The 15,793-nt window shown below is 31.5% G+C and carries 15 protein-coding genes; 9 read left to right on the forward strand and 6 right to left on the reverse strand.

The genetic code is table 11. The features are described 5' to 3' along the window. Window positions 1–38 precede the first annotated feature (38 nt). From PQF96_RS24780 to PQF96_RS24810, 7 genes are all read left to right on the forward strand, one after another. Entirely contained in the window at window positions 39–572 is a 534-nt protein-coding gene (locus PQF96_RS24780) for an NAD(P)H-dependent oxidoreductase (protein ID WP_271769338.1), read from the forward strand. Between the two features lie 75 nt (window positions 573–647). Next, a complete protein-coding gene (locus tag PQF96_RS24785; RefSeq protein WP_271769340.1) occupies window positions 648–1,160 on the forward strand; it encodes a YybH family protein in 513 nt (170 codons plus the stop codon). A gap of 19 nt (window positions 1,161–1,179) precedes the next feature. Continuing rightward, entirely contained in the window at window positions 1,180–1,644 is a 465-nt protein-coding gene (locus tag PQF96_RS24790; protein ID WP_160114009.1) for a hypothetical protein, read from the forward strand. A gap of 256 nt (window positions 1,645–1,900) precedes the next feature. Then, window positions 1,901–2,197: a putative quinol monooxygenase gene (locus tag PQF96_RS24795; protein ID WP_109434081.1), complete on the forward strand. Its 297-nt coding sequence runs from the start codon at window positions 1,901–1,903 to the stop codon at window positions 2,195–2,197. Between the two features lie 49 nt (window positions 2,198–2,246). Beyond that, a complete protein-coding gene (locus PQF96_RS24800; RefSeq protein ID WP_271769346.1) occupies window positions 2,247–3,011 on the forward strand; it encodes a DUF6503 family protein in 765 nt (254 codons plus the stop codon). A 128-nt stretch (window positions 3,012–3,139) separates the two neighbouring features. Then, on the forward strand, window positions 3,140–3,364 hold the full coding sequence (locus PQF96_RS24805) for a tautomerase family protein (protein ID WP_109434079.1): 225 nt from the start codon (window positions 3,140–3,142) through the stop codon (window positions 3,362–3,364). A 72-nt stretch (window positions 3,365–3,436) separates the two neighbouring features. Beyond that, window positions 3,437–4,504 (forward strand): alkene reductase, encoded by a 1,068-nt coding sequence (locus PQF96_RS24810; protein WP_271769349.1) that lies wholly within the window; start codon window positions 3,437–3,439, stop codon window positions 4,502–4,504. Window positions 4,505–4,721: 217 nt separating this feature from the next. Here the strand turns inward: PQF96_RS24810 and PQF96_RS24815 are convergent, their stop codons facing one another. The 6 genes from PQF96_RS24815 to PQF96_RS24840 form a co-directional block, all read right to left on the reverse strand. Then, window positions 4,722–6,332, reverse strand: coding sequence for an isocitrate lyase (locus tag PQF96_RS24815; protein WP_143918832.1), 1,611 nt, complete (start codon window positions 6,330–6,332; stop codon window positions 4,722–4,724). 961 nt (window positions 6,333–7,293) lie between these two features. Then, window positions 7,294–8,151, reverse strand: coding sequence for a hypothetical protein (locus tag PQF96_RS24820; protein ID WP_271769352.1), 858 nt, complete (start codon window positions 8,149–8,151; stop codon window positions 7,294–7,296). 186 nt (window positions 8,152–8,337) lie between these two features. Then, window positions 8,338–9,141: a DUF4249 family protein gene (locus PQF96_RS24825; protein ID WP_271769354.1), complete on the reverse strand. Its 804-nt coding sequence runs from the start codon at window positions 9,139–9,141 to the stop codon at window positions 8,338–8,340. Between the two features lie 4 nt (window positions 9,142–9,145). Further along, window positions 9,146–11,836 carry a TonB-dependent receptor gene (locus PQF96_RS24830; RefSeq protein ID WP_271769357.1) on the reverse strand — a complete coding sequence of 897 codons (2,691 nt, stop codon included), beginning with the start codon at window positions 11,834–11,836 and terminating at the stop codon, window positions 9,146–9,148. Window positions 11,837–11,922: 86 nt separating this feature from the next. Further along, the gene (locus PQF96_RS24835) at window positions 11,923–12,879 is read right to left on the reverse strand and encodes a FecR family protein (RefSeq protein WP_271769360.1); all 957 of its coding nucleotides are present in this window, start codon (window positions 12,877–12,879) and stop codon (window positions 11,923–11,925) included. Window positions 12,880–12,950: 71 nt separating this feature from the next. Further along, window positions 12,951–13,469: an RNA polymerase sigma factor gene (locus PQF96_RS24840; RefSeq protein ID WP_271769363.1), complete on the reverse strand. Its 519-nt coding sequence runs from the start codon at window positions 13,467–13,469 to the stop codon at window positions 12,951–12,953. A gap of 259 nt (window positions 13,470–13,728) precedes the next feature. Here PQF96_RS24840 and PQF96_RS24845 point away from each other — a divergent pair, with 259 nt between their 5' ends. Both PQF96_RS24845 and PQF96_RS24850 read left to right on the forward strand, forming a co-directional pair. After that, entirely contained in the window at window positions 13,729–13,875 is a 147-nt protein-coding gene (locus PQF96_RS24845) for a hypothetical protein (RefSeq protein ID WP_271769366.1), read from the forward strand. Window positions 13,876–14,194: 319 nt separating this feature from the next. Continuing rightward, a complete protein-coding gene (locus PQF96_RS24850) occupies window positions 14,195–15,307 on the forward strand; it encodes a hypothetical protein (RefSeq protein ID WP_271769368.1) in 1,113 nt (370 codons plus the stop codon). The last annotated feature ends 486 nt before the right edge of the window (window positions 15,308–15,793 follow it).

Genomic DNA, 15,793 nt, shown 5'->3' on the forward strand with positions numbered 1-15,793 from the left:
TAAAAAGATTCAATAAATGTGTTCTAAAACAAATGAGTATGGAGAAAACATTAATTATAGTAACGCATCCTAAATTAGGGAGTTCTAAAATAAATAAACGTTGGATTCAAGAACTTCAGAAATACCCAGATAGATATGTTATTCATGATTTACATTCTACATACCCAACTCTGGAAATAGACGTCATAAAAGAACAACTTTTACTAGAATCTGTAAATAAAATTGTGCTTCAATTCCCGTTTTATTGGTTCAATTGTCCACCTTTTTTAAAGAAATGGATAGATGATGTCTTGACTCATGGATGGGCATTTGGTAAAAATAGCGGTTATAAACTTGCTGGTAAAAAGTTTGCATTAGCTGTTACTGCGGGTATTAAAGAAGAGGATTATAAGGCAACAGGGCAATACGAATATACGCTCGAAGAACTAACCAGACCTTTTGAAACTACATTTAAGTATGTCAAAGCAGATTATAAACCGCTCTATGCATTTTATGGCGAAGAACATAATCCAACTCAAGAGGATATCGAGGAGAATACCAAAAACTACATAAGCTTTATAGAAAACTTATAAATCAGGTAACTAAGAGTATTCGTAATTAATTAAACACCCCTAATAATTTTTAATAATAATAATGAATAAAGAAAAATGAGAAAATTATTTTTAATAGCATTAATAGGTTATTTAGTAACCTCTTGTGCAAATGAGGAAAAAGTAAAACATGTAGTAAAACCATTAGCTGAGCAAACAGCAGAACAAAAAAAGTATGAAGAAGACAATTTAATGGAAACCAGTCGCAAGTGGTCTAAAACATTTTCAACCGAAGAATATTTTAGTTTTATTGGAAAGGATGGTATAATGATGGCTCCAGATAAAGGGATGATACGAGGTCATGAAAAGATTAGAAAAATATTACAAGAATTTCAATCATTACCTGGTTTTAAAGTCGCTTGGGAACCACAAGAAGCTTTTGTGTCTAAGAGTGTTGATTTAGGTTATACAATAGATCTAATGTTAGTGAATTTTGATGGTGAAAATGGCAACACGGTAAGTCTATTTGAAAAAGTCGTTACGGTTTGGAAAAAAGATAAAAAAGGGGAATGGAAAATGGCTGTTGATATTTGGAATGTGGATCCTACTATCACCTCAATTTATAAATAAGCTCAACCTAAAATTAGTGATGTACAGGTGCATATTTTTATTGGGTTTCTTGTTTTTGTTTACAATAAACCTGATAGCTCAAGACAAAAAACTGTCTAAAGAAATACTTGTTGGTTTTATTTTTTCACCTTCTGCAACGACTATTTTTGAAGGAGATCCGCCGTTTTCTGTAGACACTTCACTATTCTTTACTGCTGCTATTGTAAAAGGGGATTGGTCCATAGCTCCCTACTATAATTTTGGTTCAAATGGAGCAGGTGCTTTTGTTAACTATAATATCTCAAATGAATTTGGAGCGTATATAGCAATAGATAAAATATTAACAGGAAACACAGGGAATTACTTTTTGGGTTTCACCACGCCAATATTAGAAAATTATATTCAAGGTTACATCGAAGTAGGAGGCACATTTGGAGATGATCCTACACCATTTTTAGGGATGGGACTTTATTTCAATATTCTTAAATCCATTAAGTCTTGGTAAAAAATAATAATAACCTTTTTCTTAAAAACTAATACTGAAATAGGTTGCTATTATAAATATTGTTAAAAATAGCCGATACACCAATTTAATTTTAAACACAAGACGTATTGTTTGTCAAATATGAATGAGTGTTGAAGGGTAGCAATAATCTGAAGATTGTGAGAAAAACATACACAATAACAAATTAATAAAATATAGAAATTCGACAGAGCATTAAGGTCATTATAATACTCTATGTAATCAAAAAGCAGATATTATGAAAATTATGGTAAAAATAGAGCTAGTTGCTCAACCAGAAAACACTGAAAAAGTCCACCATTTTTTTAAAAGAATACTTCCTGACACAAGAGATTATAAGGGGTGCGAAAGTGCAAAAATATCAAGATTTCCTATGGAACCTTATAAGTTTATCCTCATAGAGCATTGGGAATCTAGTCAGCACTACCTGGATTATGGAGAGTGGAGAAATAGAACAGGAGATTTTAAGATACTTAGGTCTATGCTTTTTTCAGAAATAGACTTACAAATTCTAGAAGTATTGACCGATGCATAAAAACAACAATAAATCCACAAAATAGAAATAATAAAATAAACATTAAAAAATGAAAAACACAATTAAAACCCTACTGATAGCAATCTTTACAATACCTATGGTATCTGCTCAAAATGCTGAAAAAATAATAGCAGATATGATTAATGAATTGGGAGGCAAGAATGCTTTCTACAATATGAAAAATGTCACTTATGATGTAGAATATAAAGATCCAAATATGCCAATGTCTCTTGTGAGTAAGGAAATCTATGTTTTTGATAAAGAGCGCTCTTTTGCAACATATTCTGAACATTCTATGTTAAAAGGAAAAGGTAAAGTAACAGAAGCGTATGACGGAGAAAATGTTTGGATAAAGTTTGATGATAAAATTTCTAATGATAAGCAAGCAAATCAAATAGCACGGTTTTGGAGAAAGACAAATTATTATTGGTTCGCCATGTTCTTTAAGTTACAGGATAAAGGATTAAATCTGCAACATATTGGTAACAAAAAAGTAGAAGGACGTGATTATGATCTGATAAAAGTAACATTTGGTAATAATATTGGAGACTCTCAAGATACTTATGTGTTATATGTTAACAAAAAAACAAAACTAATTGATCAATTATTGTTTACAGTCGTAGCATTTGGAATCACAGAACCAGAATTGTTAAAGCTTCATTACGAGACAATCGATGGTATAAAAGTACCTACAGAACGTGTAGAAATTTCATCTAATTGGAAAGGTGAAGTCATGGGTAAAAAATGGGCGACAACGTATTGGACAAATATCAAGTTTAATACTAAAATTGATATGAACATCTACGCAAAGTAGTTTAAAATAATATTCTGAGGATAAAAGTAAAATGTGAGATTAGAGAAGGATATTTTCTATTTAAACAATCCTATATCACTCCTCATAAAAAAATGTAAATAAATTATAAACCTTTAATAACTTAAAAAATGCCAACAGTAAAAATTAGTACGCCAAAAGGAATGCTTACAGAAGAAATTAAAAAAGAAATCCATCAAGGGATAACAGAATTGATGATCAAAACAGAAGGAAGAGGCAATGAAGATTTTGCCAAGTTTGTTACAGTAATCATAGATGAACAAGATCCAGTTAATTGGAGTATTGGAGGTAATGTGGTTACCTCTGAAATAGTCAAAAACCTTGTTTCAGCTTAACGAAAGATAATAGTTGATACGCCTATATTCATGAAGTAGTCTAAAGACGATGATATAAAAAAAATAAAAAATATGAAAACGTTTGAAAAATTTAAGTTAGGAGATATACAATTAAATAATAGAATTGTTATGGCTCCTTTAACAAGAAATCGAGCTATTAATAATGTTCCAAATGAATTAATGCGTAAATACTACGCACAAAGAGCTACCGCTGGATTAATCATTTCAGAAGGTACTTCACCCTCGCCCAATGGTCTTGGATATGCCAGAACACCAGGTGCATATTCTAAAGTGCAGATTGAAGGATGGAGAAATGTTGCAGAAGGGGTTCATGAAAATGGAGGAAATATTTTTGTACAACTAATGCATACTGGTCGGGTAACATCACTGTTAAACCTACCTCAAAATTCACAAGTGTTTGCACCATCTTCGATAACGCTAGAAGGAGAAATATATACAGACAGTAAAGGGTTTCAGCCACATGATACACCACGAGAAATGACTATTGCAGATATCAAAAAAGTTCAGGACGATTATGTGAACGCTGCAAAGCAATTGGTTGATGCAGGTGTTGATGGAGTCGAGCTTCATGCAGCAAATGGATATTTATTAGAACAATTCATTAATCCGAAAACTAACGTTAGAACAGACGAATACGGCGGAGATTATAAAAATAGAGCCCGTTTTGTACTGGAACTGGCAATACGCGTAGCAGATGTTATAGGAAGTAATAAAGTTGGAGTTCGTGTTTCTCCTTATGGTGTTTTTAATGATATGAAAGGAGATTATGATGATCTGGTAGATATCTATACATATATGGCAGAGGAGCTTGGTAAATTAGGTATAGCTTATATTCATATCGTTGATCAAAGAGTTGCTATGAATGCTCCTGATTTTACTACAAATATAAAACGAACGATAAAGACTGTTTTTGAAGGAAATATAATTGTAGGAGGAGATGTAGATAGCATATCTAAATCTGAGAAACTACTTAATGAAGGATACGATTTAGTATATATAGGAAGGCCATTTATTTCAAATCCAAATCTGGTTGAGAAGCTAAAAAATAATCAAGAGCTTATAGATCCTAATCCTGATACTTTCTATACACCTGGCGAAGTAGGTTATACAGATTATTAATTACAATTTTTCATCAACAAAAGAGTAGCCGTAATTAAACTACTCTTTCGTTTTCAATATTAGATGTAGATTCAATGTTTTAATTTGTTCATGATCAAGCTAACACTATAGAACTTCACTTCTACTAAGGTAATTCAACAGCTTCTTTTATTTTTTAAAACTACAAAAAAGGTGACCAACAATAAGGTCACCTTTCTAAATAACTTCAATATGAATTTTACTTATCTAAAGCCAGTTCTGGCTCTTTGATATTTGTTTTAATTTCAAATTGATTACTGGTATTTTTCTCTCCGCCAGCTTTTAACGCTTTTTCACCAGCAAAAAATGTTTTATGATCATCTCCTAAGTCAGAACCTGCCATACGTTGGTGTTTTACACAAGATACACCTTTTCGTATTTCTTGACGTTGAACAGAGTCTACATAAGCCAACATTCCCTCGTCTCCAAAATAACCTTCCACAAGATCGTTCATATGTAACGCAGTCGTATGATATGTTGGTAGTGTAATTAGATGATGAAATACACCAGCATCACGAGATGCTTCTGCTTGAAATAATCGAATCATTTCATCTGCTCGGTTTGATAATTCAGTACCATCATATTTAGCATCCATTAACTCAGAACGGTTATAATCAGATGTATCTTCCCCTAATTCTACCATAAGATCAAATGCCTGCTGACGGAAGTTGATCGTCCAATTAAAAGATGGAGAATTGTTGTATACTAATTTGGCATTTGGCACCTTTTCTTTAACTCGGTTTACCATATGCGCAATTTGCTTAACATTTGGCGTCGGAGTCTCAATCCATAATAAATCTGCACCATTCTCTAGACTTGTAACACAATCCAATACAACACGATCGATATTAGAACCTTCTTTAAATTTATACAAACCGTTTGGCATGCGTACCGGACGAACCAATTTACCATCACGTTTGAATAAGACATCATTTTCATTAACCTCATCTATAAGAACTTCCTCTGCTTCAACAAAATCCATGTACTGTGATGCCAAGTCTCCATCCTCCATAGATACGGGTAGTTTTTGTGTTAAACCGGCACCTTCAGAATCTGTTCGGGCAACAATTACACCTTCTTCTACACCCAATTCTAAGAACGCATACCGCAGGGCATTTAGTTTAGCTATAAAATCTTCATGCGGTACTGTTACTTTACCATCTTGGTGACCGCATTGCTTAGCATCAGACACTTGGTTTTCGATCTGAAGTGCACAAGCACCCGCTTCAATCATTTTTTTGGCTAAAAGATACGTTGCTTCTTCGTTACCAAAACCAGCATCAATATCGGCAATGATAGGTACAACATGGGTCTCAAAATTATCGATCTCGGCTTGAACATCTTCTCCTGCATCCAGACGACGAAAAAGATCATTTAATTCTACAGCATCAGCTTGACGTAAGAAGGTGTATATCTCTTCGATTAATTTAGGAACTGAGGTTTTTTCGTGCATGGATTGATCTGGTAAAGGCCCTAATTCTGAACGTAATGCTGCTACCATCCAACCAGAAAGATATAGGTATGTTTTATCTGTGGTGCCTTTATGCTTTTTTACCGCAATCATTTTTTGTTGGGCAACAAAACCATGCCAGCAACCTAAGGATTGTGTGTAATTTACACTATTAGCATCATAAGCTTCCATGTCTTTGCGCATGATAGAAGCCGTGTATTTGGCAATATCTAATCCTGTTTTAAATCTATTTTGTACAGCAATACGCGCCGCGTTTTCTGGATTTATGGTTGCCCAGGTATTTCCATGTTTTGCCTTTAGTTTACGTACGATATCAAGAGTCGAATTATAAGTAGTCATAATCTTGTTTTTAATTTTTATTTTAGGTTAATGTCTTTGTTTTAACTATTGTTTTTTTGAGCATTGTAATCATAACTATTGTAGTCAATCGTATTATTAATAGCCCAATTTGTAACCAATGTTTTAGTTTTTGCTTGAGATTTCATCCTTTAGATTTTTACCATTTTATTAATAATTTGAATCCCGATCAATATCTACGAAACAGCATTTGTGGGGTTCTTTTTTTTGCAATGCGATTAAGAAAATCATAACCTCATTTTTTCAATACTTCTAGATCACCTTTTTATGAAAGCTGTATATAGTTTAGACAAATGATTTATTGTTTTTCATAATTAATTACAGGACAATATTATAAAAAAGTTTTTGATAAAAAAAGCGAACGTTCGCTAAATATGTAAAAAAAGTTGAAATATTTTATGTTCGCAAAAGTTATTTTCTCTAGCTAAAAATTGTTGGAGATCAATCTTGATGTTTTGTTTTTTTACTGATAATCAATGGTTTATTTGTTTTTTGATAAGTTATTACCATTGAAATAATCTCAGTTTTTTGGTTTGTTGTGATTCAACTTTAATAAGATTGAAAAAGGATATAGTATTCTAAAAATTGATAAAATTATTCTGCTTTTCTGTACTTCGGATGTGTTTTATAACTATATCTTGTTATTAAGTTTGATAAGAATTTGGCTTTCATTGTAGAGATTTTATAGTTTAGAATGTTATAAAATTTCCGTTTTAGTTTTGTTACAAAAGAGTATAATCTTGTTGGTTTTATTAGAAATACTAAAAAAAAATAACCACCTCATTTTGAGATGGTCATTTTTGTTTGTGAATATTTTTGTTTTTAAAAGAACATCGGTTTTATTAAAAATACCAGAAAAGTATTTTTACAGTATTTTAATCATGAAAAATAGTCTGTGAAATTATTAGTAACTTCTTGTCAACTGTACCTATGGTATGATTAATTATTGTAATTGTATTCCAAATGCCTCATTAAAACCTTGTACAACAAAATCATTAATAGTGTCATCGTGATTTCCACTGCTAGTGATTAGGTTAACGTTTTTTGACTGCAAAAATTCAATTTCTGAATCGGTAAGTCTACCAACGGCTTCGTCAATTTCTCCATAAATGTAGGTGATGTTGGATAAATCTTCAAACGTATTAAGAAGTTCTGTATATCTATTCATCGACAATCCAGCGGCTAGTCGATCCAAATTTCTATCAATTAAGTCTGCACCAACTTCTTGGTCAATTATAGGAGTAATTCCGTTTTCAAAATACCCGGGCCTTCCTTCAGAAAATGCTTGCCACATAATAGCATTCATATCCAGTCTACCTACCATAATGAGATACTGATCTGCTGCATCTGCTCCTTTTTTTGCGATAAGATCTTGTGCTATAAATGCACCAAACGAAATTCCTAAAACATAAACGGTTCTTCCTTGATCTTTAAAATATTTGACGACCTTGTAAATCATTTCTACACTTTCTGTATTTAAATCAATAGCTCGATCAAATGTTATATCATTTGCTTCAAATAGACTAGGATTTAATGTTTGTGCTTGGTGTACATTGACCACTAAAAGGTCGGTAGTATCAAAAGTTTGAAAAATTTCGTCAACTTCACCTGTGCTGAGTTTTGTATCTGGTCCACTTTGGGCATTTACTATAACTGTAGATGCACCTTCATCTCCTTTGAAATAAATTAAATCTTTAATTTCCTTAGATATTCCAATAGTTTGATTGGCATCATCAGAGCTGCAGCTAATAAAAAGTAATGATAAAATAATTGTTGTTGTGTACTTGCTAAAATGTTTCATAATACTTTAATTTTTATGTTGTTTATAATTATTTGACAGGGTACCTTGTTTAGGGTAACCTCTTTTTAATAAGTGAATTACATTGTTAAAAGGTGTTATTTTTTTAAAATAGAAGGGTAAGACTGCCGGGGGTAATTTATTACCTCAACTAGTTTTGAAAAAATTGTATTTATAAAAAGTGTTCGCTTAGAAATTAATAGTCATGGTACTAAATCCTGCTATACCAAAATTGCCAAATGTCAATTCGGAATTTGTAGTATTGGTAATATTACCGATAATGTTAATAGGCAGGAATAAAGATGATAGCTCCAGATCATCTGGGTTTCCAAGTACATTGCGATAAAACTGAAACGTGTTAAAGTTAATATTGTTGATACTGATCCTTAATGCATCACCATTACTTATGTTATAACTAATGTCAAGATTTTTTTCTAATTCTTCATTTATAGCTCTATCATCAAATACACCTGATTCATCAGAAATTAACTCACCATCTTTAAGTACCTCTGAGCGAATTAAGTAGAAATTTTGTTCATCGATTGGGCTTGTAAAAGTTACCCGAACCGTGTTTCCGTTTTTTACCATATCTATAATGGGTATGGGTGATTTTAAAATTTCTTCTTCTGATATGAGTACAGTTTCATCAGGTAGCATGACTTCGATCCAATAAGTATTTCCAATTATGGGAGTAATTATTGCTGATGTTCTATATTCACCATTATTTACTGTAAACGAATCCGAAACCAACGAGACTGTATTGGATGCATCTCTTGTAAATAAGGATACTTGTGCATCGTTTATAGCACCAAAGGTGGTATCGGTTACCGCTACTGTTTTTTGAATTTGAACTGACACAAAACCTTCTTCATTGGTAAGCAATCCAGAAACAAAAACTTGCTCTTTAAATTCAAAATCTGGAGCGATGTCATCAACACAACTTGTTGCAATACATAAGAAAACAAGTATTATATGTATAGATAGTTTTTTCATGATTCTAAAATTTAAAATTATAAGATATGAAGGGTATTGGGGCTGGAATCAAAGAGATTTGTCCAGTTTCTAATTTGTTATCGTCCAAAGTAGAATTAATGGAAAAAACGTTTTTGCGACCATACACATTATATAACCCAAAACTCCAACTACCTTTCCAATTGGTTTTAGGATTACCTGTGGGTGTATAGGTAAACGAAATATCGGCTCTATGGGTATCTGGAACTCTAAAGGCATTTCTATCAGAAAATGTAAGAAATGAATCTCCGTTTATGCTCAGTCTACCATTGGGAAGAGTAGTGGGTCTTCCTGTTTGATAGGTGAAAAAAGCTCCCATTTCCCACTTTTTAGATAATTTATAATTTGCTGTAATATTCAATATATGAGGTCTGTCAAAATTTGAAGGAAAATATGCGTTGTTATTAATCTGTTCTGAAGAGAAATTACTTTTTGTTTTCCGTTTAGATACGGCATAGGTATAATTTGCATTTCCAGTTAGTCTCCCTTTATTTTTATGGACTGCTAACTCTAATCCATAAGAAAAACCTTTGGCGGGAACTAACTCGGTTTCTAAGTTGTCAACCACTCCTGACCTAGCTCCATTTTTATACTCTACTATATTGTCAAATGTTTTGTAATACCCTTCTATTGAAAAATTATAGTTTTGATCCTTGCTATCATATGCATATCCGGCCGAAAACTGATTCACTTCTAAGGGAGAAATGTACTCTCCAGATGGTTTCCATATATCATTAGGCAAAACTATAGTTTGAGCAGAAATTAAATGGATGTATTGAAACATTCTATTGTATCCTATTTTAAAAGCTTTTCGATCATTAAAATCATATTTTAAGGCCAGGCGTGGTTCTAGTCCAAAGTAACTTTTAGATATTTCGTTATTTTTAACCTCTCTAAAGCCTATAACTGTACTTGGCGTTTGAGGTAAATCAGGCCTATAGATCGCTATACTCTCTGCACCAAAATTTGCAAACCAGGAATACCGTAAACCTGTGTGCAGTGATAATTTATTCCATTGCTTTTCAATACTATAATACGCTGCTAGTTGTACTGCTTTTTCTTTGTCAAGAAGAACATTGCCTTCTGGTATTTTTTGTTTTGGAATAAATTGATATAAATTACCAGAAAGACCAAATCTCATTTTTGTAACAGGATTTGAATAATAAGTGAAATCAGGCTTAAAAATCCAATTTTTGATAGACCTATTAAAGGTGTCTTCTATGTCTTCTTCTCCAAGATCCTGTCTGGTTCCAAATGAATAATCATATTTACTATAAATACCTGTAATATTTGCAAATAATTTATTAGAAAAGATATGGTTCCATCGTAAGGTAGCAGTAGTATTTGTCCATCCAAGGTCTAAGTCAGAATCAAATCCCCCTTCACCATCTTCTTCTTGATTAAATTTTATAATATCAGCAGCAAAAAAACCTGAGGCATACAACGTATTGTTTTTATTGATGTTCCAGGTAAGTTTTGTATTCAAATCATAAAAATGGAATTTATCAACAGCTTCGTTTCCTTTAAAAAAAGGAAAAAACACATCAAAATAAGATCGTCTACCAGAGGCTAAAAAACTTACCTTATCTTTTTTAATAGGGCCTTCTATAGTAAATTTAGAAAACAATAACCCTAACCCACCTTCTCCCTTTATTCTTTTTGAGTCTCCGTTTTTTTGTCGAACCTCTAGTACCGATGATGCTCTACCTCCAAAACGTGCTGGGATTTCTCCTTTATATAATTGTATAACTTTTATAGCATCTGCATTAAAAATAGAAAACAATCCAAATAAATGAGAGGTATTGTATAAAGGAGCTTCGTCGAGTAGAATTAAATTTTGATCAACATTCCCACCTCTTACATTAAAACCGCTGGTTCCTTCGCCAACGCTACTAATCCCTGGTTGCGCTAATACCGTTCTGGTAATATCTGGTTCTCCCAAAAGAGCTGGTGATTTTTTTATTTCTGATGTTGTTAAATTAGAAGTCCCTCCAAGAATTGATGCTACCTGACTTTTATTGTTCTGATTTGATAATATAATGATTTCATCTAGCTCGTTTGAAGAGGGTTGAAGTTCTATCTTTATGTTCATATTACGTTGCAATTGTATTGCAACTTCTTTGGTTGCATATCCCAAGTGTGAAATTTCAAAAAGATAATCTCCTTTTGGTAATGTTATAGAATAAAAACCATATTCATTAGTAAATACCCCTTTGTTACTATTTTTGACAATAATACTGGTACCTATAAGTGTTTCGCCTGAACTTGCGTCTGTAATAACTCCAGAAATGGTAAAATCACCATTTTTCTTTTTGATTCTGGAAAGAATAATATGATTTTTTTTGATTTTATAAGAAATTGTAGAATTCTTAAAAAGTAATGCAACTGTTTTTGTTACATCCTTTTCTATAACGTTAATACTAAAATTTTGATCAACATCGATTATATCGTTATTTAGAATAAAATTGTAAGATGTTTGTTCTTCAATTTTATGTATAATTGATTTTAATGAACTATTTTCTTCCTCTAGTGTGACATTGTTTTGAGAAAAGCCATTGAATGCTAAGAGTTGAAAACAAAAAACAAGATAAAGAAAGAAGGATAATTTCATTAAGAAAATGGTTTTTCCATAACTATTTTTTAGCCATGGGATGACCTCAAAAAGGTTTATTTTCATAAATTTGAATATTGTTAATTTTTACTGATTTCGCGATTAGAATTTTTTAGCATTTATAGTGGGAAAATGGCAGTTTTCCCACTTTTTTATTGGATTATCCACTCATTAGTTTTTGTATTTAGTTTATATGTAAAATCTTTTGAGATTTTAAGGATTTCAAAAATCTCATCTATAGGAGTTGTATTATCAAAAGAACCTGTAAATTTAGAATTTGCAATGTCTTCATTTTTAAAGTGGATTTGTTTGCCAAATTGAGCTTTTAGGTCAATAGCTATTGCTCTAAAGGTTTTGTTTTCGAATTGTATTTTTCCTTCTTTCCAGGCAATTTTAGATTCATTAAGATCCATTTTAGACTTTACTACTTTTTTGGTGTTCTTATAAAAGATTACTTTTTCATCCGGAATCATTATAACACTTTTTTCAAACTGTATATCAGAAGTAACCTCTACTTTACCTGTAAGTAATTTTGTTTCTGTAATAGGACTATCCATGTACGATTTAACATTAAAACTGGTACCTAAAGCTTTTACTGTAATGTGATCTGGTGTGGTAACTGTAAAGGGGTGTAATGTATCTTTTGCAACTTCAAAAAATGCTTCTCCTTCCAGGTGTAAAGTTCTTGGAGTTTCTGCATCATAGTATAAGCTACTTGATGCATTTAACCAGACTTTGGAGCCATCTGATAGTTCTATGTTCTTTTGTTCACCAAAAGTTGTTTGTACGACTATTTGATTGTTATTTGATAATAAAGTATTGTATAGATATGTTCCAGAAATTACTACAATCAGTATGGCTGCATATTTTAGCATGTCTTTCCAACCAGTTGTCTTTGGTTTGACAGTATTAAAAAAACGTTTTTTAGCTTGTTCGATAGAAGGACTTTGTTCAGAAGTATGATTATGAATGGTAGTTATTTTGATAAATAAATCTTCATCAAAATCTGTAGAATCCATCCATTTTTCTACTTTTTGAATCGTTATATCATCAGCCTTTTTTGAGATATATTCCCAAAGTTCGGTTTCCGTAATTTTAAAATGCTCCATACCAAAAAGGTGTTTACTACTTATAAGACGTTTGCCAAGCAGGGTCTCCCTATTAAAAACCCGTTTTTTTCTTAAAAGTAATCCTTTAAGCCGTTCTTAAATGCTGTTAAAGCCTTTGAAATATGAAGTTCTACGGTTTTTATAGAAATGCCTTTTTGTTTAGAAATTTCTTTGTAAGTCAAACCTTTATCTCTTGATAGTTTGAAAATATCTGTTGTCTTTTGTTCGAGAGTAGTATAAATATCTTCAATACGCTGTACTAATTCCCATTGTTTATCAATATGGGTTTCTATACTGGTGTTAAGAGCATATAAATTAGTATGTCTTTCCCTGGTCTGTTTTTTTCTATAATCATCTATAATTTTATTTTTGAGGGTTGTGATTAAAAATGATTCAATAGAACGTTCGGACTCCTTGATATGCTCAAAATTTTCCCATAGCTTGATAAAAGTTTCTTGAACTAACTCCTCAGAAAGGTCAGTTTCTTTTAAAACTTTAAAGGCATAATTGTACAATCTGTTATAATGCTTGTCAAACAAATTGGAAAATTTGGCCTCTTTGATAGAATTCGATTTGATTTTTTTATTCAAATAATTTAGTAAAGGTTAGTATTGCTAAATTATATAAAAAACGTTCAAAATTCATTTCTGTTACATTTTACTTCCTCATCACATTTTTTAATTTTTAATTGAATATATCAATCGTATCCAATACACGAATAATGGTATTTTTGCTGAGGCTAATTTAAATCAAGAAGCCAAAGATTTATACACTAGACTACAAACACTAACACAAAAGGGTATTGCTTTTGGTCAACAAGAGCCCTTTGGAGCTGGTAATAATTTTCCAATGCCAGATAAACTTGATAAAGATTTCAATGAGGTAGTCAATGATTATCCTGCTATAGTTGGTTTTGATCTTGAACTTATAGGTAATCAACCTGATGTTGATCCTTTTATAGAAAAATTTACTAAATCTGTAATAGAGGCTCATTAAAATGGAAGTATATTACCATGAGTTTGCAAGCGACAAATCCCAATGACTTAATGTCTGAAAAATTTGATTCCATATTATTGTCCATGTCACACGTATTTATACTTGATTTGATACGTGATTTCCTCTGTTTTAGGCTGGTTTGCATCCAAGACAATGCTTTAGTGTTTATTTTAGTGTAGTGCTCAACAGGATGTAGTTGAGTTTTACTCTTTATCATTAATACAGATAATGAACTTTATCACTAAACATTTTTAAAACCAAGATCATGACAAATCATTTGCAAATACAAGAGTTTTCATCAATTAGAAAGGTAATGGATATGCCATTAGAAGATTTTTTGAAAGAATTAGGTGTCCAAAAAGAGATGCTTCTTGAATTACGGAGTAAAATTAATAAAACTACCCAAGATTCAAATTTACTATATAATAGAATTAGAAATGAAAGGATAAATGTAGCCAGTTTTTTAGGAGATAATATTTTTAGACCTGATAACAGGCGTAGAAAACATGAGGCTTTAAATGAGATATTGAGCTTAAGGGATATCTCTTTTAATACAGAGCGTTTAATTACTTATTTGGTTAAGTATGAAGATGAGTTGCTAGCTATTGGACAGTATATGAAGGAATGGAGAAAAATGATTTTAGATTTTTTTCCAATTATAAAAGCTCAAATACCTGTAGTGCCAAAGTTCAAAAAAGATTGGGAAGTAGAATTAATATTAGCTATAGGAGAAGCACTTGTATTGAAAACATTTAACTCATTAAAAACAATGGGTTTTAAGAAGGCAACGGCAGAAATGGCAATTGGATTGTTGTTGATTATTGTATCTGGAATTCTTTCTGGTGAACGAAGAAAGGAAAAATTTGAAAAATTTAGAAGAGATGCTCGTACTGCTCATAAATCTATGAATGAAAGTATATTTATCCCACTTCAAAAAGCAAAAGAGAATATGGACAAATTTTTTAAAGATCTTGGCAAATCATTATTAGCAAAAGGCTTAATTGATAAAAAAAGTGCAAAATATCCAGATCTCATAGTGAAGGCGGTCAAGGAAAAAACTGTCGAAATCAGAAATTTAAATATGATCTATGATGATTTAGCAGAAAGAATGAAAAAAGGTAATATCCGTGATTTAAAAAGGATTACAGATACTGTTTTAAATGATACAGATAAAGCTGTAAAAGAAAAAGAAAAAATTAGATATATAATACAAGTTGCTTATGGAATGGAAAATAAGATAACCAGTTATGAGTTAAGTTTATATTCTAGTCTTGATTTAAAGACCATTAAAAATATCGAAGTGTTACGAAAGCTGGATAATGGCCAAACAGCTGAGCAAATTGCCTTATTTTCAGAGGTACCCAAAGAAATTATAGAGGAGATGGAACAAAACCTAAAACAATGGCAAGAACTAAGAAAAATGTCCGCATAGGGCAAATGCAAAATGTCAATTACTCAAAACGTCTTTATTATTGTATGCATTAGAATCGATATAATATAATATTGTTTGCAGGTTGTGTAATTTATAAACCAAACGGCAAGATTCGAGGCTAATGAGCCTGTTTCTAATACGAAATAAAAAGCTTTAGAATATCTCTGAAGCTTTTTTGTTGCCAAAATTTTATTAGCCTTGACAGGATGAAAAGCTAACTCTAAGTCTAACTTTAAATCATAATTGACTAGGTTTTAAAGCCTGAATCCTTTAAAACAAGAAAGATGTGCTAAAAAAATTAGCTATTTGTGAGTAAAATAAATGTAGTACTATCTTATTGTTCGTGTAGCTTATAGTGTTTTTTTGTTTGTGTAGATATTGTTGAAGGCGCTAGCTTCAAATAATAATATTTTTATTGCTAATTTTTTTAGCAAACGTAAAAAAATGTATTATATTTGTTTTTTAAATAGAATGAAAATATGTAAT

Origin of the sequence: Aquimarina algiphila (assembly GCF_947494415.1) — a bacterium.
GTDB lineage: Bacteria > Bacteroidota > Bacteroidia > Flavobacteriales > Flavobacteriaceae > Aquimarina > Aquimarina algiphila.

Excerpts from the sequence above, each read along its gene's own strand:
- PQF96_RS24820 (WP_271769352.1), bottom strand. The coding sequence starts at position 8,151 with ATGAAACATTTTAGCAAGTACACAACAACAATTATTTTATCATTACTT.
- PQF96_RS24785 (WP_271769340.1), top strand. The coding sequence starts at position 648 with ATGAGAAAATTATTTTTAATAGCATTAATAGGTTATTTAGTAACCTCT.
- PQF96_RS24825 (WP_271769354.1), bottom strand. The coding sequence starts at position 9,141 with ATGAAAAAACTATCTATACATATAATACTTGTTTTCTTATGTATTGCA.
- PQF96_RS24850 (WP_271769368.1), top strand. The coding sequence starts at position 14,195 with ATGCCATTAGAAGATTTTTTGAAAGAATTAGGTGTCCAAAAAGAGATG.
- PQF96_RS24815 (WP_143918832.1), bottom strand. The coding sequence starts at position 6,332 with ATGACTACTTATAATTCGACTCTTGATATCGTACGTAAACTAAAGGCA.
- PQF96_RS24790 (WP_160114009.1), top strand. The coding sequence starts at position 1,180 with ATGTACAGGTGCATATTTTTATTGGGTTTCTTGTTTTTGTTTACAATA.
- PQF96_RS24810 (WP_271769349.1), top strand. The coding sequence starts at position 3,437 with ATGAAAACGTTTGAAAAATTTAAGTTAGGAGATATACAATTAAATAAT.
- PQF96_RS24835 (WP_271769360.1), bottom strand. The coding sequence starts at position 12,879 with ATGGAGCATTTTAAAATTACGGAAACCGAACTTTGGGAATATATCTCA.
- PQF96_RS24795 (WP_109434081.1), top strand. The coding sequence starts at position 1,901 with ATGAAAATTATGGTAAAAATAGAGCTAGTTGCTCAACCAGAAAACACT.
- PQF96_RS24830 (WP_271769357.1), bottom strand. The coding sequence starts at position 11,836 with ATGAAAATAAACCTTTTTGAGGTCATCCCATGGCTAAAAAATAGTTAT.
- PQF96_RS24845 (WP_271769366.1), top strand. The coding sequence starts at position 13,729 with ATGCCAGATAAACTTGATAAAGATTTCAATGAGGTAGTCAATGATTAT.
- PQF96_RS24780 (WP_271769338.1), top strand. The coding sequence starts at position 39 with ATGGAGAAAACATTAATTATAGTAACGCATCCTAAATTAGGGAGTTCT.
- PQF96_RS24800 (WP_271769346.1), top strand. The coding sequence starts at position 2,247 with ATGAAAAACACAATTAAAACCCTACTGATAGCAATCTTTACAATACCT.
- PQF96_RS24805 (WP_109434079.1), top strand. The coding sequence starts at position 3,140 with ATGCCAACAGTAAAAATTAGTACGCCAAAAGGAATGCTTACAGAAGAA.